Below are 18,423 nucleotides of genomic sequence, written 5' to 3'. Positions count from 1 at the left end.
CTGCTCCGTTAACCGGGCGATCTCCGCCGCCACATTGGCGCGGGCCCGCTCCTCCCACCAGGCATACCCCTGCTCAGTGCGGTACAGGCGGGGGGGGGCCCGCAGGGCGCGGACCACCGGCATCCCCCCCCCCCCGCAGCCCCCCACCGCCCGGCGGGGGGCCCGCGTCCGCCCCCCGCAGCTCCCGCCAATCCCCCGGATGCCGCACCAGGTGGTCGGCGAGCGCCCGGCTCGCCCCCACCACCTGGCACAACCGCTCCCGGAAATCCGCGTCCTCGTGCAACGCGGACAGCAACTCCCCCGGATCAGCCGACCGCTCCAGGATCCGCACCAGCCCGAACAAGGCCAGATCCGGGTCGGCCGCCCGGCACAGCGCGTCCACAATCACCTCGTGCGCGGCGTCCGCCAACCCGCTCTCCGCGAGCAGCCGTGCCGCGCGCGTCGCATCGCCGAACCCTCGACGGGCCAGCGCCCCCACACTCGTTCCCGTGCTGTCCCGACTCGCCACAGCACCACGGTAACTCTCAACGCGACCGCATAGGCGGTGCAACGGACGCCACCACAGGCGTCCCCCCACCGAATGCACCATGGCCACCCCAAAGAGACACTCTGGGGGAGTACTCACCAATTGCGGGCTTATGTGGGGGAATCATGCAGTGGCTGCTCCTCATCGGTGCGATCCTCACCGAAGTCACCGGAACCATCTCACTCCGGCTCTCCGACGGGTTCACCCGTCTCGTGCCGTCCCTCATCGCGCTCACCAGCTACGGGATCGCGTTCACCCTGCTCGCCCAAGTCCTCAAACTCGGCATGGGCGTCGGCGTGGCCTACGGCATCTGGTCGGCGCTGGGCGTCACCCTCGTCGCGGTCATCGGCGCCGTGTTCCTCGGCGACACCCTCACCTGGGGCCAGATCGTCGGCATCGTCCTCGTCATCGCGGGCGTCGCCGCCCTCGAACTCGGCGCGGCCCGCTAGCCGCGGCCCCCGCACCGCTGCCCTCCCCGCAACAGCCGGTGCGGGGCCTGCGGTACTACCGAGGCGACCCGGCGCGCGCCCATGCAGAACCGCCCTGGTGGGGCGCCCCACACCTGGGACACCCCACCACACCGGAGCCCCTCCCCCGGGTCTCCACCCTGCTGCGGCCCGCAGTGCGGAATACGGGCCGCGAGCAGGATCAGACGTCGTAGTAGAGCTCGAACTCGCGCGGGTGCGGACGCAGCCGGACCGAGTCGATCTCCACCGTGCGCTTGTAGTTGATGTACGTCTCGATCAAGTCCTCGGTGAAGACACCGCCCTCCACCAGGTACTCGTGGTCCTCCTCCAAGTGGTCCAGCGCCTCCTCCAGCGACGCCGGCACCTTCTCGATCTCCGCGGCCTCCTCCGGCGGCAGCTCGTAGAGGTCCTTGTCCAGCGGCTCCGGCGGCTCGATCTTGTTCTGGATCCCGTCGATCCCCGCCATCAGCATCGCGGAGAACGCCAGGTACGGGTTGGCCGACGGGTCCGGCACCCGGAACTCCAGCCGCTTCGCCTTCGGGTCAGACCCGGTCAGCGGGATACGGATGCACGCGGAACGGTTCCGCTGCGAGTACACCAGGTTGATCGGCGCCTCGTAGCCGGGCACCAGGCGGTGGTAGGAGTTGATCGTCGGGTTGGTGAACGCCAGCAGCGACGGGGCGTGCTTCAACAGGCCGCCGATGTAGTAGCGGGCGATGTCGGACAACTGCGCGTACCCGTTCTCGTCGAAGAACAGGGGAGCGCCGTCCTTCCACAGGCTCTGGTGGCAGTGCATCCCCGAGCCGTTGTCGCCGAACAGCGGCTTCGGCATGAACGTCACCGTCTTGCCCGCCGCGTTCGCCACGTTCTTGACGATGTACTTGTACAACTGGACCCGGTCAGCCTGCTGCAGCAGCGTGCCGAACTTGATGCCGATCTCCGACTGGCCCGCCGTGCCCACCTCGTGGTGGTGCAGCTCCACCGGCAGCCCCACCTCGATCATGGTGCGCACCATGCGGGACCGCAGGTCGCTGTAGTGGTCGCTCGGCTCCACCGGGAAGTAGCCGCCCTTGTAGCGCGGCCGGTAGCCGAGGTTGCCGCCCTCCCGCTTGCTGCCGGTGTTCCACGCGCCCTCCACCGAGTCGATCGCGTAGAAACCGGTGTTCGGCGCGGTCGCGAACTGGACGTCGTCGAAAATGTAGAACTCGGCTTCCGGGCCGAAGTACGCGGTGTCCGCGATCCCCGTGCTCTTCAGATACGCCTCGGCCTTGCGGGCCACGTTCCGCGGGTCGCGGCTGTAGGACTCGCGGGTCAGCGGGTCGTGCACGAAGAACGTGATGTTCAGCGTCTTGTATTCGCGGAAGGGGTCGAGGACAGCGGTGCTCAGGTCCGGCAGGAGCAGCATGTCGGACTCGTGGATCGCCTGGAAGCCGCGGATCGACGAGCCGTCGAACATCTGCCCGTTCGTGAGGAAGTCCTCGTCAACCTTCTCGGCCGGAAGCGTCACGTGGTGGACACCACCGAACAGGTCGGTGAACCGGACGTCCACGAACTGAACGCCTTCGGTGCGGATATAGGCAAGAGCCTCGTCAGCGTTGCTGAACACGATTACCTCCGTGCAGGTTCACAGGACCGCGGGGATGGACGTCCGAGATGTCGCGAAGATCCTCCGCCACCTCCCAGCCACGTAGGTGACGCTAAGAGCAGCCGATTTCCTGGCCGTGTCCCGAATGTTTCGCCGATGTTACGGCCGCTTTTTTCCCCCCAAACCGGGACACCGGGCCCCGTCACGCCCACCGCGCACCCCCAGTACGGTGAAGACATGGGCGAATCGAAAGACCGCGACGGGCAGGCCGCGACCACCGACACCCCCACCGGGAACGAGGCGGAATTCCGCTACCGAGGCAGCCGGCTCGGCTTCCCCGAAACCGGCCCCGGATCCGTGCCCGGCTTCGGCCGCCGCCTCATCGCCGTGATCATCGACTGGATCCTCGCCAACTGCCTGGCGTCACTCCTGTTCGGCACCCCCGTGCTCGGCGGAAGCACCACCCCCGCCGCAGGGGTCACCCTATGGCTACCACTCTTCGTCTTCGCGGTGATGACCGCCGCCCTGCTCGTGCTCTTCGGCACCACGGTCGGTAAACGCCTCGTCGGCATCCGCATCACCGCCACCGGGGAACGGAACTGGCCCTGGCCCGTGGCCATGGTGGTCCGCACCCTTCTGCTGTGCCTGGCGCTCCCCGCCGTCGTCTACGACCGCGACCAGCGCGGCCTGCACGACCGGGCTGCGGGAACCGTCAACCAGCGCCTCTGAGGCCCGAAAACGACAACTGGCGCTGCCGGAACCCGGGACACCCGGTTCCACCAGCGCCAGAAAACCCTGGACGAAACAGGATCAACGCGGCCGGGGGCGCGGCATCTTCGGCATCTTGACCCCCTTAGGGATCGGGCCGCGCGGGGCCTGCATCGCCGGAGGCAGCGCCTTCAACCGGTAGCGCAGCTCCGACAACTGCGGCTTGTTCATGCTCGGCGGCAGCTTGAGGATCCGCTTGCGCAGCTCAGCAACCTTGACCTGGCCCTCACCGTTGCCGACCGTCATGTCGTAGATCGGCGTGTCGTAGGCCACCCGCATCACCCGCTTGCGCTCCGCGGCGATCAGCGACTTCAACCGGTTCGGGTCGCCCTCGCCGACCAGCACCACCCCAGGGGGACCCACCGCCCGGTGCACCACGTCCATGTTCCGGTTGGCGTTCACCCCGGCGTCCACCGTCCAGTTGCCGCGCAGACTCTGCAGAATCGCCAATCCGGCGCCCAACTGCCCGTCCAGCAGCTTGTACTGCACCCTCTGCGCGCTCTGCGAGAACGTGATGAGACCGGCAAGCAGCGCCAACGGGATACCGAGCACAAGCGGATACAGCCAGGAGCCCGTGAGGACGGCAACCAGGATCGCCACGGCCAGAACAGCCACCATCACCCCGAGTGCGATCGGGATGCTCTTCGGACTGTGCTGGTGCACGATCTTGGCGACCATGCCGAACTGTTTGAGCCTGCCGGGCTGTTTCGCGGCGGCACCCTGAGCCGTACCGGCCGGGGCGGTCTTGGAGTCCTTGGGCTTCTTGGCCATACCTCAAGGATAGGTCGGGAAAAAGGACATGTGGGACGGCGGCGGGCGACCACCGCCGCCCCAGGACAAACAACGTTACGATTTCGCGTCCGCCTTGCGACGCTCGATCGCCTGGCGGTACAACCGGCCCGCCCGGTACGACGACCGCACCAGCGGACCCGACATCACCCCGGCGAAACCGATCTCCTCCGCCTCCCGGCCCAGCTCCACGAACTCCTCCGGCTTCACCCACCGGTCCACCGGGTGGTGCAAGCGGGACGGCCGCAGGTACTGGGTGATCGTCAACAAGTCGCACCCGGCCTCGTACAGGTCCCGCATCGCCTGGCTGATCTCCTCCCGGGTCTCGCCCATGCCCAGGATCAGATTCGACTTGGTGACCAGCCCCGCCTCGCGGGCCCGGGTGATCACCTCCAAAGAACGCTCGTAGCGGAACCCGGGACGGATGCGCTTGAAGATCCGCGGCACCGTCTCAATGTTGTGCGCCAGCACCTCCGGCCGGGAGCTGAACACCTCGGCCAGCAGGTCCGGGTCGGCGTTGAAGTCGGGGATCAGCAGCTCCACGCCGGTGCCGGGGTTCAACTCGTGGATCTTGCGGACCGTTTCCGCGTACAGCCACGCGCCCCCGTCGTCCAAGTCGTCGCGGGCCACCCCGGTGACCGTCGCATACTTGAGACCCATCGTGCGCACCGACTCGGCGACCCGCAGCGGCTCCCCCCGGTCCAACGCCGCCGGCTTCCCGGTAGCGATCTGGCAGAAGTCGCAGCGTCGCGTGCACTGGTCGCCGCCGATGAGGAACGTGGCCTCCCGGTCCTCCCAGCACTCGTAGATGTTGGGGCACCCGGCCTCCTGGCACACCGTGTGCAGGCCCTCGCGTTTGACCAGGGCGTGCAGCTCGGTGTACTCCGAGCCCATCTTCGCCCTGATCTTGATCCACGGCGGCTTCTTCTCAATCGGGGTAGTGCTGTTGCGGGCTTCGATCCGCAACAGGCGGCGGCCCTCGGGAGCGATGCTCACAGCCGGCCTTCCTTTCGTTTCGCTTGTGGCGCGTGCCCGCCGACGTGGCTCATGCGTCGACGAACTCGGGGAGAACGGGCCATCCCGCGATCCTGCGGTAGCTGGATGCGCCGAGAACAGCGGCCAGGTGGTGTTCGGTGGCCTCCAGGATGTCGCCCACCCCCACCGTGCGGTCCAGTTCGGCGGTCAGGGAGGTGACCCCGGCGTCCCTAATCCCGCACGGCACAATCCGGTCAAACCACGACAAGTCGTTGTTGCAGTTCAGCGCGAACCCGTGCATCGTCACGCCTTTGGCGATCCGGCACCCGATCGCGGCGATCTTGCGCTCCGGCAACCCTCGATCCGGGGCAGCGGCAAGCCACACCCCCGTGCGGCCCTCCACCCGCATCCCCGACAAGCCGAAATCACCGATCACCCGGATGATCGCCTCCTCCAGCATGCGGACATAGGCGACCACATCCAGCGGAGCCGGCAGTTTGACGATGGGGTAGGCGGTGAGCTGGCCGGGGCCGTGCCAGGTGATCTTGCCGCCCCGGTCGATGTCGATCACCGGGGCACCCGGGTCGGTCAGCGGACGGTCCCACGGGCCAGTCCGCTTTCCCGCGGTGTACACCGGTTCATGCTCCAACAGCAGCACCGTGTCCGGCACCTGGTCCGCGACGCGGCGCTTGTGGAGCTGCCGTTGCAGCTCCCAGCCCTCCATGTAGGGGACCGGGGACTCACCCAACCAGTGGTACAGGAGCTCACTCACACTCTTCACCTTATGCGCTGCCCCGCCCCAGCGGACGCGCGGAAGACGCCGCAGCCCTGCCGCCCCTGAAGAGCCGAGGAGACGGATTTCCAGGAAACAGCCCCATTCACAACTTTGAGTGATAGCCTGATTACATCAAGCTTGTCCGGCGGTTCGCCGCGACAGGCACGTCTCGGCACCGGGGCACGGAAGCCGGGCAACTGAAGACCTTGGTGGTGGGGATCACCAGGGGATGATGGTGGGGTATGCGGTGGGGCGGCACCACACGGTGCCGCCCCACCGTGCGTACGGTGATCGGCCACCCCCGGCCCACGCCGGAAGCGGCCGACCCCGCGGCTCCTACTTGAGCCCCACAGCGTCCTCGAACGCGCCCTCCTCCAACCGGCGCTTCACATCGGAGAGGAACCGGGCCGCATCCGCGCCGTCGATGAGCCGGTGGTCGAAGCTCAACGACAGGTACACCATGGACCGGACCGTGATCACCTCGCCCAGCTGCGGCTCCTCGACCACCACCGGACGCTTCACCACGGTGCCCGTGCTCAACACCGCCACCTGCGGCTGGTGGATGATCGGCGTCTCCACCAGCGCGCCGTACGCGCCGCTGTCCACCATGGTGAACGTGCCGCCGCTCAACTCGTCCGGCACCAGCCGCGCCGTGCGCGCCCGCGCCCCCAAGTCGTCGATCCGCCGGGCCAGCTCCCGCAGCGACAAGCGGCCCGCGTCCTTGACCACCGGGGCCAGCACACCCTGCTCGGTGTCGACCACCACCGCCAGGTTCTCGGTGTCGTGGTAGGTCACCTCGGTGCCGTCGATCACCGCGTTGAGCTTCGGGTGCCGCTGCAGCGCCTCCACCACGGCCAGCGCGAAGAACGGGAAGAAGCCCAACTCCACGCCGGTCTCGGCGGCGAACCGCTCGCCCACCTGCTCCCGCAGCCGGGCGATCGCGGTGACATCCACCTCCACCACCTGGGTGAGCTGCGCCGCCGTGTGCAGCGACTCGACGATCTGCTCGGCGAACGTCTGCCGCAGCCGCGACATCGTCTCCGTGCGGCCCCGCAGCGCCGTGTCCGCGGCCGCGGGCGCCGGTGCCGCAGCAGCACGCTGCCGCTGCTCCCGCATCCGCCGCGCCGTCTCCAACACGTCCTGCTTGCGGATCCGGCCACCCACCCCGGTGCCCTTCACCTGGGACAGGTCCACACCCTCCTGGGCGGCAAGCTTCCGCACCAGCGGGGTCACATACCCTTCACTGGTCGCGTCCGTGCCCAGCACCTGGCCGGTGCCGCTGATCGTCTCCAAGTCCACGGTCGGGGTCTCATCGTCCCGGGTGCGGCGCGGCTGCGGTGCGGGCTCCGTGCGGGCTGCAGCTTCCGGCTGCGCAGCAGGCTGCGGTGCGGGCTCGGGCCGTGCCTCCGGCTTCGGCTCAGGTGCGGGCTGCGGAGCCGCCGGGGCAGCAGGCGCAGCAGCCTGCCCGGCAGGACTGATCAGCGCGATCTGCGCGCCGACCTCAACAGTCTCGTCTTCGCCGACCAGGATCTTCGTCAAGACACCGGAGATAGGGGAGGGGATTTCGGTGTCAACCTTGTCCGTCGAGACTTCGAGCAGCGGCTCGTCGGCCTCGACCGTGTCGCCCTCCTGCTTCAGCCACTGGGTGACCGTGCCCTCGCTGACACTCTCCCCCAAGTTCGGCATGGTCACCGGGGTAGCGGCACCGGCGTCAGCCACCGGAGCAGCGGGCTCGGTGCGGGCCTCCGCGGCAGGCTGCGGAGCAGGCTCCGGCTCCGGTTCCGGCTGAGCCGCCGGCTCAGCCGCCGTCTCGGGAGCGGGCTGAGCCGGCGGCGCCTCCCCAGCCGGAGTGATGATCGCGATCTGCGCGCCGACCTCAACAGTCTCGTCTTCGCCGACCAGGATCTTCGTCAAGACACCGGAAATAGGGGAGGGGATTTCGGTGTCAACCTTGTCCGTCGAGACTTCGAGCAGCGGCTCGTCGACCTCGACCGTGTCGCCCTCCTGCTTGAGCCATTGGGTGACAGTGCCCTCGGTGACGCTTTCGCCCAGATCGGGCATGGTAACGGGAGTCGACATGGGTTCCTCTTGAGTGAGCGGTCACAAGAACGACAGAGAAAGATGATGGGCGGGCTCCCTCGGGCACCCGCCCATCTCCAAGAATCAGTCGTGGACGTGCAACGGCTTGCCCGCTAGCGCCAAGTGGGCCTCGCCCAACGCCTCGGACTGGGTCGGATGCGCGTGGATGAGCTGCGCCACCTCAGACGGCAGCGCCTCCCAGTTGTAGATCAGCTGGCCCTCGGTGATCAGCTCGCCGACGCGGCTGCCCACCATGTGCACACCCAGCACCGGGCCGTCCTTGGCCGCGATGACCTTGACCGCGCCCTGGGTCTGCAGGATCTGGCTCTTCCCGTTGCCCGCCAAGTTGTAGACGAACTCGGTGGTCTCGATCCCGCGTTCGGCCGCGGTCTTGGAGGTGATCCCCACGGACGCCACCTCCGGGTCGGAGTAGGTGACCCGCGGAATACCGTCGTAGTCGATGTTCACCGGGTTCAGCCCGGCAATGTGCTCGGCGACGAAAATACCCTCGGCAAAGCCGACGTGCGCCAACTGCGGCGTGGGGATCAAGTCGCCCACCGCGTAGATGTTGCCGACTCCGGTGTGCAGGTTCTCATCGACCTGGACGAAGCCGCGCTCCAGGCGGATGCCGACCTCCTCGTAGCCCAGCCCCTGGGAGACCGGACCGCGGCCCACCGCCACCAGCAGCAGCTCGCCTTCCACGGTCTTGCCGTTCGCCAGCGTCATGCTCACCCCGGTCTCGGTGAGCTTCACGCTCTCAAACGGGCTGCCCAGCTCGAACTTGATCCCGCGCTTGCGGAACGCCCGCTCCAGCAGCTTGGAGCTGGACTCCTCCTCCGCCGGGACCAGGTGCGGCAGCGCCTCGACAATCGTCACCTCGGCGCCGAACGAACGCCACACGCTGGCGAACTCGACGCCGATGACACCGCCGCCCAGGATGATCGCGGACTTGGGGACCCGGTCCAAGCGGAGCGCCTCGTAGCTGGTGATGATCCGCTCCCCGTCGATCTCCAGACCAGGGAGCGAACGCGCCTGGGACCCGGTGGCCAGGATGATGTGCCGACCCTTGTAGGCCACCCCGTTGACCGTGACCTCGTCGACACCGGTCAGCTTGCCCTCACCCTCGACCAGGGTGATGCCGCGGGCCTTGATCAGACCGGTCAGGCCGCGGTGCAGACCACTGACGACCTTGTCCTTGTACTCGTGGACACGGGCCATGTCGATTGTGTCGAACGAGGCCCGGACACCGAACTTCTCGCTGGCCCGCACCGTGTCGGCGACCTCACCCGCGTGCAGCAGGGCCTTGGTCGGAATACAGCCGTAGTGCAGGCAGGTGCCGCCGAGCTTGTCTTTCTCAATCAGGGCGACACGCATGCCGAGTTCGGAGGCGCGGATGGCGGCCGAGTAGCCACCGCTACCGCCGCCCAGGATGACGAGATCGAATGTGCCGCCGCTTTCACTCACGGGAAGGACACTCCTTTTCCTGCGGTGTGATCACACACCGGTGGCGAGCCCGGACGCGGCTCATAACGTCCGGTCATGGGTTATTCGGCTCTTTGAGCGAGAGACTCGGCGAGACGGACAAGGGTGCGTGTCGCTGCGCCGGTGCCTCCCTTAGGCGTGTAACCGTGGGGTTCACCCTGGTTGAACGCTGGCCCGGCGATGTCCAAGTGCGCCCACTTGACTCCGTCTGCGATGAACTCCTTGAGGAACACGCCGGCGCTGAGCATGCCGCCCCAGCGCTCACCCGCGACATTGGCGATATCGGCGACTGACGAGTCCAGTCCCTTGCGCAGCTCCTCGGGCAGCGGCATGGGCCAGGCCGCCTCACCCGCGGACGTGGCAGCAGCCACCACCTGGTCGCGCACCGCGTCGTCGTTGGCCATCACCGCGAACACGCGGGTCCCCAACGCGACGAGCTGCGCCCCGGTGAGCGTGGCCACGTCCACGATCAGATCAGGATTGTCCTCCTGGGCGCGCACCAGCGCGTCCGCCATCACCAGGCGGCCTTCCGCGTCCGTGTTGAGCACCTCCACGGTCTTCCCGCCGTAGATCCTCAACACGTCAGACGGACGCTGCGCGGTTCCGCTCGGCATGTTCTCGGCGATCGCGAGATAGCCGACCACATTCACCGGCACCCGCAGCTCGGCGATCGCGCGCATCGCGGCCAGCACCGCGGCCGCGCCGCCCATATCGGACTTCATCCACTCCATCGCGGAGCTGGGCTTCAGCGACAACCCACCGGAGTCGAAGGTCATGCCTTTGCCGACCAGCGCCAGCGTCGTCGTCGCCTCCGGGTGGCTGTAGGACAGGCGAACCAGACGCGGCGGGCTGGACGACCCCTGGCCGACACCGATCAGACCACCGTAACCGCCCTCGGCCAGCGCCTTTTCGTCAAGGATCGTGATATCCAAGCCGTGGTCCCGGCTGACCTGCTCGGCGATCCCCGCGAAGTCGGCGGGACGCAGGTCCGCGGGCGCGGTGTTCACCAGGTCGCGGGCGAGACAGACCGCGGAAGCCACCACCGTGGCGCGCTGCACCGCCTCAGCCGCGTCCGCAGCCCCGCTGACCACAGTCACCGAGCTCACCGGCTCCTTCGTGGAACCCGTGCGGTAGCGGTCAAAGGAATAGCTGCCCAGCACAGCGCCGAGCGCCGCGGCAGCGGCCAGCTCACCGGTGTCCGCGGGCAGTGCGACCACCACCCGGGACTTGCCGCGCAGGGCACGCAGCGCGGCACCCGCGGCGCGCGCCACGACGTCAGCGGAGACCGATGCACCGTCCGCCGGGGCCGGTCCCAGCCCGACCGCGACCACCACGGGGGCCGCCACAGCGCCCAGGGACGGGACAGTACGCACCTCCTCCACCGCTCCGGTGGCACCCAGCAGGGCCAGGGCCGAGCCGAGTCCGCCAGAAAAAGCGGAATCGACCTCGGAAGCACCCGACGCCGGCACGAGGCCGTCGTCTCCCGAGTGGTAGCCGACGACGACCGCGTCAGCATCGAGCGAACGTGGGGATTCGGATTTGACTTCCAGCGACGTGCTCACGGTCCTGATGCTAGTCCTTGCGTTGTACGGGCCGACACACGCATAGCGGGCGCGCCCTGAATTCTGTGACGGACATGGGGGAACGCTTGGCCGCGCCGAAAAGACGTGTCGAATTCGCTGGCTGGGAGTTCACGTCGGAAACCCGGCGGTACCAAGACAACCCCGAGTGATTTTATGTGAATCGGTGTGATTCTGCTTACAGATGCTTACAGGGCTGCTGCGGTGACCAGTGCGGCCCCGGCGGCGCTCTCCACCAGCGCACCCAACACATCACCGGTGATCCCGCCCAACCGACGGCACACCCACACCAGCACTCCGCCCGCCACCACCAGACCCGCAGCCACCGCCGCACACCACGTCCACTCCACCAGGCCCACGGCCAGCACCACGCCCGTGACCGCGGCGGCGGCGGGATAGGGCACAGTACCAGACACGAACGCGCCCAAACCCTCCGGCCGTGCCGCGCCCACCAGCCGCGTGCACGCCCACGTGACCGCCAACCGCCCCGACACCAGCGCGGCAGCCAACCCGGCCACCGCCGCCCCCGTCCCCTCCTCCGCCAGCGCCGCCACCGCCGCCACCTGGAGCAGCACCACGAACACCAGGGTGATCACACCGAACGGGCCGATATCGGACCGCTTCATGACCGCGAGCGCCCGGTCCGCGTCCGCCCCGCTCCCCAACCCGTCGGCCACATCCGCCAGCCCGTCCCAGTGCAGACCGCGCGTCAGCAACGCCACCGCGCCCACCGCCGCCACCGCGGCCAGCAGCGGAGACACGCCCGCCCACAGCGCCCCCGCCAGCACGGCCCCGGACACGGCAGCCAACAGCACCCCCACCAACGGCGCCGCGGCCATCGCCCAGCCCGCCACCCGGCGATCCACCCGGGACACCGGCACCGGGATCGCCGTCAACGTGCCCAGCGCCATCCGCAGCCCGTCCGCACAGTCCCGCAGCATCCCGCTCACGGCAGCGACAGCACCCGCCCGGCCGTGACCAGCACGACCTCCTCCGACTCGGCGGCCAGCCTCTGGTTCACCCGGCCCAGCCAGTCCCGGAACAGCCCCCCGCTCACCGTCGGCGGCACCACACCCGACCCCACTTCGTTCGTCACCGCCACCACGTAGGCCGCGCTCGTCCGCCACGCCGCCACCAGCGCGTCGATCCGCTCCTCCAGCCGCTGCTCCGCGTCCGCAGGCACCTCGTCCGCCCACATCCCGCACTCGCCCATGACGTGCGCCAGCCACGTGCCCACACAGTCGAACAGCACCGCGCCGTCCGCCTCCGCCAGCACCGCCGCGACATCCGTCGTCTCCACCGTGCGCCACCACGCCGGGCGGCGCGACCGGTGTGCGGCCACCCGCTGCGCCCACGCCGCATCCGCGTGCGGATCCGGGGCCGGGCCCGTCGCCACGTAGAGCACCTCCGGCTCCCCCAGCAGCCGCAGCTCCGCCTCCGACGACTTCCCGGACCGCGCCCCGCCCGTCACCAGCACCCGGTACGGGCCGTGCGGCCGCGACGGCGGCCACGCATCCGGCGGGCACCGCAGCTCCTGGCCGTCCAACGGGGCCAACGCCCCCCACAGCCGGGCCCGGCGGTCGAACTCAGCCGGAGAATGCACCCGGTGGTCGCCGCCCACCGCCACCACGACCGTGGTCAGCCCCACCACGCCTGCCCGCCGCAGCGCACCGATCGTCTCCGGCGACTCGCCCACATCCACCAGCACCAGGTCTGCCTGGTGGTCGGGACGCGGATCCTCCGGATCGCTGTCCGGCGGGGGAGTCGCCGGAGCGTCAGGCCGCGCAAACAGCAGCCGGCCGCCGTCCGCGCCGTCCACCCGCAGCCCGTAAGGCGTCTGCGCCGCCGAATAGCCGGCCGGAAGCAGGTTCGACACCAGCCCATCGGGGGAGGACAGGCTCAAGACATCGTCCACGGTGACCCGAAGCGGCAACCGACGGGACTGGACAGCGAGGTTGCAGGAGGCACAACGGCAGTGAGGGGCGGGCCACCCTGCCGCCCCGGCTGTTCCGGCGAGACGAATACGCACGTCCGTTAGTTAACCGTAGTGGACCGGTCAGGATGTCTGAGGACGGCTGGGATTCCCGTCTCACCAGACACTTTGCGTGACCGGAAAGAAGAAAAGTGAGGAGCATCCATGGCGTGGAGCTGGCGGTACGAGAAAGCCGACGGGACCGTGCTCAGCGGTGAAGACCTCCCCGACACCCTGTTCCCCTCCCGCGGCGACGCGGAAAGCTGGCTCGGAGAACACTGGCGGACCCTGCGCGAATCCGGAGCAGAACGGGTCGTCCTGCTCAACGAAGGCGTCGCCAAATACACGATGAGTCTGAACGACGAGATCTAGGCGGGACACCAGCCGCCCACCCCCGCAGCAGCGCCCCGGGCAGGACGCCCGGGGCGGCACCACGCGCACCCCCAAAGAGCGGGGGTGCGCAGCAGGACCGGGACGCTCACACGGTCACGCGTTCCGCGTGGGTGAACCGCGGCAAGCGGTGGACGTGCACCCGGTCCTCCGGCAGCACGTCGCGGGCCAGCTCAGCCAGGTGGGCGTGGTGGGTCAACACCACCGGCTGGACCCGGTCCGCCACCGACTCCAGCACCCGCAGCCCGGCCGCAGCCCGCTCGTCGTCGAACGTCATGAACACGTCGTCGAGCACGAACGGCATGGACTGGTGCTCGGCCGCATAGTGCTCCACGGTCGCCAACCGCAGCGCCAGATAGAGCTGGTGCCGAGTGCCCTCGCTCAACGCCCCCATGTCCACCAGCTTCCCCGTGGCGCGGCGGACCCGCAGCACGGTCGTGCCGTCGTCAGCTGTCTCCGTCTGCAACTCGCGAAACCGGCCCACGGTGAGCTGCCGGAACAGCTCCTCGGCCCGGCGCAGCAGCGGGCCCTGGTGGGCCTGCCGGTACTCCTCGATGCACCGCAGCAGCAGCGTGTGCGCGAGCACCAGCCGCGTATGGGTCTCCGCGTTCTGGGCGATCCGGGCCAGCACCTCCTCCCGCTCCTGGGCGGCCTGCGCGGCCAGCGCCGACCCGTCAGCCTCCCCCAGCTCCCGCTCCGCTTCAGCCAAGTCGCGCACCGCGGCGCGATGCTCCTCCTCCGCCGCGGCAATCTCCTGGCCCAGCTCTGCCAGACGGCCCGCCAGCTCCTCCCGGTCGACCCCGGCCGCAGCCTGCTCCGCCTCCGCGACCCCGCCCGGCCACGACTCGGCGAGCGACCGCTCCACCAGCGCCACATCGTGCCGCAGCTCCCGCACCTGCTGGGCGCGGTCGATCGCCGCCCGCAGCTCCGCAACCGAATCGACGCCCGTCTCCTGGCACATCTGCGCGCACTCGGCTTCCACGGCCTCCAACCGGGCCTGGGCGCTGCGCGCCTTCCCGCGGAGCGCCTCCACCTCCTCACTCAGCGCCTGGCGCCGCTGCTCCTGCGCGCTGTTCTCCGCCACCCGGTGCCGCAGCGCGTCCAGGGCAGCGTGCCGCTGGGCAGCACTGTCCGGCACGGGCAGGCCGCAGGCCTCGAGCACCGCGCCCACCCGGTCGTGGAAAGCAGCGATCTGCTCGCGCAGCTCCTCCGCCTCCGCGGCCCGCTGGTCGGCCTCGGCGAGCCGGAACGCCGCCTCCGCGCACTGGTCGAGGTCGTGCAGCACCTCCTTAGGCAGCCGGTCCCCGGACACGGGCACCGACGCCGCAACCGTGCGCCACTCCTCCTCCCAGGCGCGCAACCGCTCGGTGACCGCGTCCAGCTTCGCCTCGGCCTCCACCAGGGACCGTTTCGCCTCCTGGACGGTCCGCTCCTGGTCGGCGCGCTCCTGCGCGGCCTGCTCGCGGCGGGCGCGTTCCGCGGCGGCCCGCTCCCGCAGCTCCCGCACCACCGCCTCCACGTCCGCGTCCTCCGCAGCCTCCGGAACCTCGGCCCCCGCGTCGCGGAGCGCCCGGCGCAACTGGTCGGCGTGGGCCGCGGCCCGCTCCCGGCGATCCGCCAGCTTGCGGCAGGCCGCCGTATGCTCCTCCTGGCGTCTGCGCAGCTCGGCGAGCCGGTCCAGCACCGTTTCTGCCGCATCCACGTCCGGGGCAGGCAGCAGCGGGTCAGGCCACAACGCCTGCCACTGCGCCGCGAGCTCCTCCCCGGCCGCACGCGCGGCCGCGGCCTCGCGCTCCGCCAGCGCCAAGCGGTGCTCCAACACGGTGATCTGCTGCCGGGCCTGCTGGCGTTCCGCGATCCGCTGCGCCCCGGCCAAAGCCCGGTCAGCGAGCTCGTCCGCGTCGCGGACCGCGCGCTCGTAGGCGTCCGCCGCCTCCGCATCCGAGCCGTCGCGGACCCGCTGCCACAGCGCGTCCCGCTGCCGGCGGGCCTCCGCCAACGCCTCCTCGGTGGGAACCGTCTCGTCTTGGGTGAGCTCTGCCAACCGGAGCCGTTCCCGCGTCAGCTCCGCACGCACCTGGGCGCACTCCTCGTCGGCGCGCCGCTGTGTTTGCGCATGCTCGTCCGCGCGCCGCCGGTAGGCGACCACCTGGTCCCGCAGCGGGGCGTGCGCGGCAGCCAACGCGGCACAGTCCGCGGGATCCCAGCCCGCGTCCCGTGCGATGCGCTCCAAGGCAGCGGCGGTCTCATGCACCGTGTCGGCCGCGGCAGTCATCTCGTCGAACAGCGTGGCAGGCAGCGCATCCAACGCGGCAGCCAGCGCAGCGCTGTCGCCCGGGTCAGGCAGCGCGTCCAACCGCTCCTGCTCGGCGGTGTGGCGGCGGCGCTGCTGCGCCACCTCCCCGCGGGCCTCCTCCACGCGGGGAAGCAGGTCGGCATAAGCGTCCGCGAGCTCCCTCACCCGGTTCCGCGTGGCCTGGTCCACGGCAGGCACCGCGGGACCGTCCGCCCCGGCCGGGTCGGGGCGCACCTCCTGCAGGATCTCCCGCGCCTCCTCCCGCAGGCGCGCCGCCTGGCGTTCCAACGCAGCGAGCCGCTCTTCGTCGGCTTCGATCCGCTCCCGGGAACGGGCCAGCCGCTCCACCTCCGGGGCCGCGTCCAGCAGGCGCGCATCCACCACCAGCCGGTCCAGCTCCTCCTGCTTGGCCGCGAGCTCGGCCGTGCTGTCCGCGAGCGTCTCCTCGGCAGCACGGGACTGCTCCTCCAAACGGGGGAGCCGGTCGGCGAAATCCAGGGGGGCGAGCGGGCCCTCGGCTTCCAGCTCCGCGATCCGCCGCACCTGCTGAGCACGCGTGTGCAAGGCAGGAAGCGCCTGCTGCAGGGCGGTCCACCGTTTCTGCTCCTCACGGAGGGACGCCAGCTTCTGGTCCAGGTCCTTTTCCCGCTGCCGCTGTTCCGCAACGGCGGCCAGCCTGCGCCGGTAGTCCGCAATACGAAGCTGCGCCTCCCCGATCCTCCTGTTCAGATCCTGGTATTCGCCCAGCTCCTTGTTGATCGTCGGCCCCCGCCTCCCCTGCGGGCGGAACAGCGCGTCCCGCTGCTTTCTCAGCCGTTCCACCAAAGCGCGTAACTGGGGGTAGGCGCGAGCGGACAGCAACGCTTCACCGACGTCGCCGCCCCCTTCCAACAGCGACTCCCCGCCGCGCTCAAGCTCCTCGAGAGTGAGCGCGAACATGGAGAGGAACGTCGAGCTGCTCACCCCGCCCAGCAGCCGCTGCACCACGCTCTCATCCAGCGGATTCCCCCGCGGATCAGTCAACGAGTTCTTGTCGCGCTTGTGGCGGACGAACTCCACGACCCTGCCGTCGTCGCTGCGGACCACAGCCCGCAGCTTCATGTCCGGTTTGTCGTGCACGAAGTCGTAGGGGGTCTGTTTAGGAATCTTGTAGAACAGGTCGTGGAGCGCGCGCAGCGCGGTGCTCTTCCCCGCTTCGTTAGGGCCGTAGACGATGTGCACCCCGGGGGCGCCCAGCGGCAACGACAAGTCGGTGAACGGTCCGAAAGCTAGCAGGTCCAGGCGTTCGATCCTCACTGCGCACCCCCCAGCTCAGCGGCCAGCAGCTCCACCGCCTCCGCCAACAGGTCGCGCTGCCGCTGCGGGTCGCTCAGCTCTTCCCGCAGCTGAAGAGGCAGTTTGCCCAGCAGTTCGGCCGACGCGATGACCTCGGTGAGCTGCTCCGGGGATGCGGAGAGCCGGGCCGCGGTCCGCCACAGCTCACCGACCAGCTCGTCCGCGTGGGCGGCGTCGAGACGCTCCTCAGGGGGAGACGTCTTCACCCGGAGCTTCTCCAACCAGGTGTCCGGGCGCTGCGCGGCGATAGCGCGCAGCTCGTTCAACAGCTTCTCGTGGTCGCGGTGCAACTGCTCGTGGGCGTCCGTGGGGCCTTCGACCACCACCCGCACCGCGTGGACGCGGTTGGGTTCGGTGTCCCCGGCCAGCTCCTTGTCGAGCTGCTCGGAGACCAGGGTGAGCACGTCGGATACATCGCGGGCGCTGCGCACATCCACCCGCAGCTCGTGCCAGCGAGCCGCCGTGTCGAGGTCGTGGTGGCGCAGCCCTGTCACCCGGTGGCGGTCGTCCACGGTGACCAGCGTGCAGCCTTTAGGCCCGGCCTCGCGGACGTTCCGCCCCTGAATGTTCCCCGGGAACACCACTTTGACGTCGGCGTCGTATTCCACCTGCCGCTGGTGGACGTGGCCCAGCGCCCAGTACTCGTAGCCGTGGTCGACCAACTGGTCGATACGGCACGGGGCGTACGGCTCGTGTCCTTCCCGACCGGTGAGCGCAGTGTGCAGCAGGCCGACGTTGAACAAGCCGGACCGCGGCGCGGGATAGTGTTCGGCCAGGTTCGCCCTGACCTCCCGCTGGGCGAACCCCTGGCCGTGGACGGCGAGCCCGCGCTGCTCGTCGACCACCGTGGCGGGGCGCTCCGTGGGAAAGTAGTGCACATTCTTCGGCAGGGAAGCGGTCAGCGTCCGCGTCATCAGGTTCGCCGCGTCGTGGTTGCCCGCGATCAAATACACCGGGATGCCGGCGTCGCACAGCCGGGTCATCTGCCGGGTGAAGAACAGCCCGGTGTTGTAGTCGGGCCAGTCCCCGTCGTAGATGTCCCCGGCGAGCAGCACCGCGGTGACCTCCTCCTCTAAGGCGAGAGTCACCAGGTTCTCCAAAGCCTGCCGTGTCGCCCCGCGCAACTGGTCGGCCGGGGCCCCCTCGTACCGGGAAAGGCCCCGCAGTGGACTGTCGATGTGCAGATCAGCGGCGTGGAGCAACTTCATGGATCTCCTCCGGGGGAAGACGGAAGACAGCGGACCAGCATGCCATGACCTGGGATAGCGTGCAGCGGATCGCGGGAACATCCCCAAAAGAGAGGACACCGCGGGGTGCTGCTCCGGAATGGAAAATGAATTCGGTGCTACGGTGCGGGAAATCTATGCTGGGGGTCGCTGGTCGGTCACGAAAAGCAGTGGCGCC

Annotated in this window: 15 protein-coding genes; 3 read left to right on the top strand and 12 right to left on the bottom strand. The window is 69.5% G+C overall.

The window, feature by feature from the left end:
- Positions 1-73: 73 nt before the first annotated feature.
- Entirely contained in the window at positions 74-508 is a 435-nt protein-coding gene (locus CW348_RS00535; RefSeq protein WP_394355880.1) for a hypothetical protein, read from the bottom strand.
- 143 nt (positions 509-651) lie between these two features.
- On the opposite strand from CW348_RS00535, the gene CW348_RS00530 reads away from it, so the two are divergent.
- Positions 652-975 carry a multidrug efflux SMR transporter gene (locus CW348_RS00530; protein ID WP_287462334.1) on the top strand — a complete coding sequence of 108 codons (324 nt, stop codon included), beginning with the start codon at positions 652-654 and terminating at the stop codon, positions 973-975.
- Positions 976-1,174: 199 nt separating this feature from the next.
- Here the strand turns inward: CW348_RS00530 and glnA are convergent, their stop codons facing one another.
- Complete coding sequence (gene glnA, locus CW348_RS00525; RefSeq protein ID WP_011291435.1) at positions 1,175-2,599, bottom strand: type I glutamate--ammonia ligase; 1,425 nt, start codon at positions 2,597-2,599, stop codon at positions 1,175-1,177.
- Positions 2,600-2,815: 216 nt separating this feature from the next.
- On the opposite strand from glnA, the gene CW348_RS00520 reads away from it, so the two are divergent.
- A complete protein-coding gene (locus CW348_RS00520; RefSeq protein ID WP_016188448.1) occupies positions 2,816-3,307 on the top strand; it encodes an RDD family protein in 492 nt (163 codons plus the stop codon).
- An 81-nt stretch (positions 3,308-3,388) separates the two neighbouring features.
- Here the strand turns inward: CW348_RS00520 and CW348_RS00515 are convergent, their stop codons facing one another.
- The 8 genes from CW348_RS00515 to CW348_RS00480 form a co-directional block, all read right to left on the bottom strand.
- The gene (locus CW348_RS00515; protein WP_011291437.1) at positions 3,389-4,117 is read right to left on the bottom strand and encodes a DUF4191 domain-containing protein; all 729 of its coding nucleotides are present in this window, start codon (positions 4,115-4,117) and stop codon (positions 3,389-3,391) included.
- A gap of 75 nt (positions 4,118-4,192) precedes the next feature.
- The gene (gene lipA / locus CW348_RS00510) at positions 4,193-5,131 is read right to left on the bottom strand and encodes a lipoyl synthase (protein ID WP_011291438.1); all 939 of its coding nucleotides are present in this window, start codon (positions 5,129-5,131) and stop codon (positions 4,193-4,195) included.
- A gap of 49 nt (positions 5,132-5,180) precedes the next feature.
- Positions 5,181-5,882, bottom strand: a complete 702-nt coding sequence (lipB, locus tag CW348_RS00505) for a lipoyl(octanoyl) transferase LipB (RefSeq protein WP_041427809.1) — start codon at positions 5,880-5,882, stop codon at positions 5,181-5,183.
- Positions 5,883-6,221: 339 nt separating this feature from the next.
- Positions 6,222-7,964 (bottom strand): 2-oxoglutarate dehydrogenase, E2 component, dihydrolipoamide succinyltransferase, encoded by a 1,743-nt coding sequence (sucB, locus tag CW348_RS00500; protein WP_104612590.1) that lies wholly within the window; start codon positions 7,962-7,964, stop codon positions 6,222-6,224.
- 84 nt (positions 7,965-8,048) lie between these two features.
- A complete protein-coding gene (lpdA, locus tag CW348_RS00495) occupies positions 8,049-9,428 on the bottom strand; it encodes a dihydrolipoyl dehydrogenase (protein WP_016188451.1) in 1,380 nt (459 codons plus the stop codon).
- A gap of 80 nt (positions 9,429-9,508) precedes the next feature.
- A complete protein-coding gene (locus tag CW348_RS00490; protein ID WP_011291442.1) occupies positions 9,509-11,008 on the bottom strand; it encodes a leucyl aminopeptidase in 1,500 nt (499 codons plus the stop codon).
- A gap of 206 nt (positions 11,009-11,214) precedes the next feature.
- Entirely contained in the window at positions 11,215-11,967 is a 753-nt protein-coding gene (locus tag CW348_RS00485; protein ID WP_016188452.1) for an adenosylcobinamide-GDP ribazoletransferase, read from the bottom strand.
- A 5-nt stretch (positions 11,968-11,972) separates the two neighbouring features.
- Positions 11,973-12,929: a bifunctional adenosylcobinamide kinase/adenosylcobinamide-phosphate guanylyltransferase gene (locus CW348_RS00480; protein WP_227480835.1), complete on the bottom strand. Its 957-nt coding sequence runs from the start codon at positions 12,927-12,929 to the stop codon at positions 11,973-11,975.
- 234 nt (positions 12,930-13,163) lie between these two features.
- On the opposite strand from CW348_RS00480, the gene CW348_RS00475 reads away from it, so the two are divergent.
- Positions 13,164-13,370, top strand: coding sequence for a hypothetical protein (locus CW348_RS00475; protein WP_011291445.1), 207 nt, complete (start codon positions 13,164-13,166; stop codon positions 13,368-13,370).
- A 106-nt stretch (positions 13,371-13,476) separates the two neighbouring features.
- Here CW348_RS00475 and CW348_RS00470 read toward each other — a convergent pair whose 3' ends face one another.
- Together CW348_RS00470 and CW348_RS00465 are read right to left on the bottom strand one after the other, a co-directional pair.
- Positions 13,477-16,980, bottom strand: a complete 3,504-nt coding sequence (locus CW348_RS00470; RefSeq protein WP_104612588.1) for a YhaN family protein — start codon at positions 16,978-16,980, stop codon at positions 13,477-13,479.
- Entirely contained in the window at positions 16,977-18,227 is a 1,251-nt protein-coding gene (locus tag CW348_RS00465) for a DNA repair exonuclease (protein WP_011291447.1), read from the bottom strand. The genes CW348_RS00470 and CW348_RS00465 overlap by 4 nt, the downstream gene beginning before the upstream one ends.
- Positions 18,228-18,423: the final 196 nt, after the last annotated feature.

The sequence above is a fragment of the Thermobifida sp. genome, assembly GCF_017577275.1.
In the GTDB taxonomy this organism is placed as follows: domain Bacteria; phylum Actinomycetota; class Actinomycetes; order Streptosporangiales; family Streptosporangiaceae; genus Thermobifida; species Thermobifida fusca.
Note: the sequence above shows the minus strand (reverse complement) of the source record. Positions and strands in the feature narration are given on the sequence as shown.

Excerpts from the sequence above, each read along its gene's own strand:
- CW348_RS00465 (WP_011291447.1), bottom strand. The coding sequence starts at position 18,227 with ATGAAGTTGCTCCACGCCGCTGATCTGCACATCGACAGTCCACTGCGG.
- CW348_RS00515 (WP_011291437.1), bottom strand. The coding sequence starts at position 4,117 with ATGGCCAAGAAGCCCAAGGACTCCAAGACCGCCCCGGCCGGTACGGCT.
- sucB (WP_104612590.1), bottom strand. The coding sequence starts at position 7,964 with ATGTCGACTCCCGTTACCATGCCCGATCTGGGCGAAAGCGTCACCGAG.
- CW348_RS00530 (WP_287462334.1), top strand. The coding sequence starts at position 652 with ATGCAGTGGCTGCTCCTCATCGGTGCGATCCTCACCGAAGTCACCGGA.
- CW348_RS00520 (WP_016188448.1), top strand. The coding sequence starts at position 2,816 with ATGGGCGAATCGAAAGACCGCGACGGGCAGGCCGCGACCACCGACACC.
- CW348_RS00485 (WP_016188452.1), bottom strand. The coding sequence starts at position 11,967 with ATGCTGCGGGACTGTGCGGACGGGCTGCGGATGGCGCTGGGCACGTTG.
- CW348_RS00475 (WP_011291445.1), top strand. The coding sequence starts at position 13,164 with ATGGCGTGGAGCTGGCGGTACGAGAAAGCCGACGGGACCGTGCTCAGC.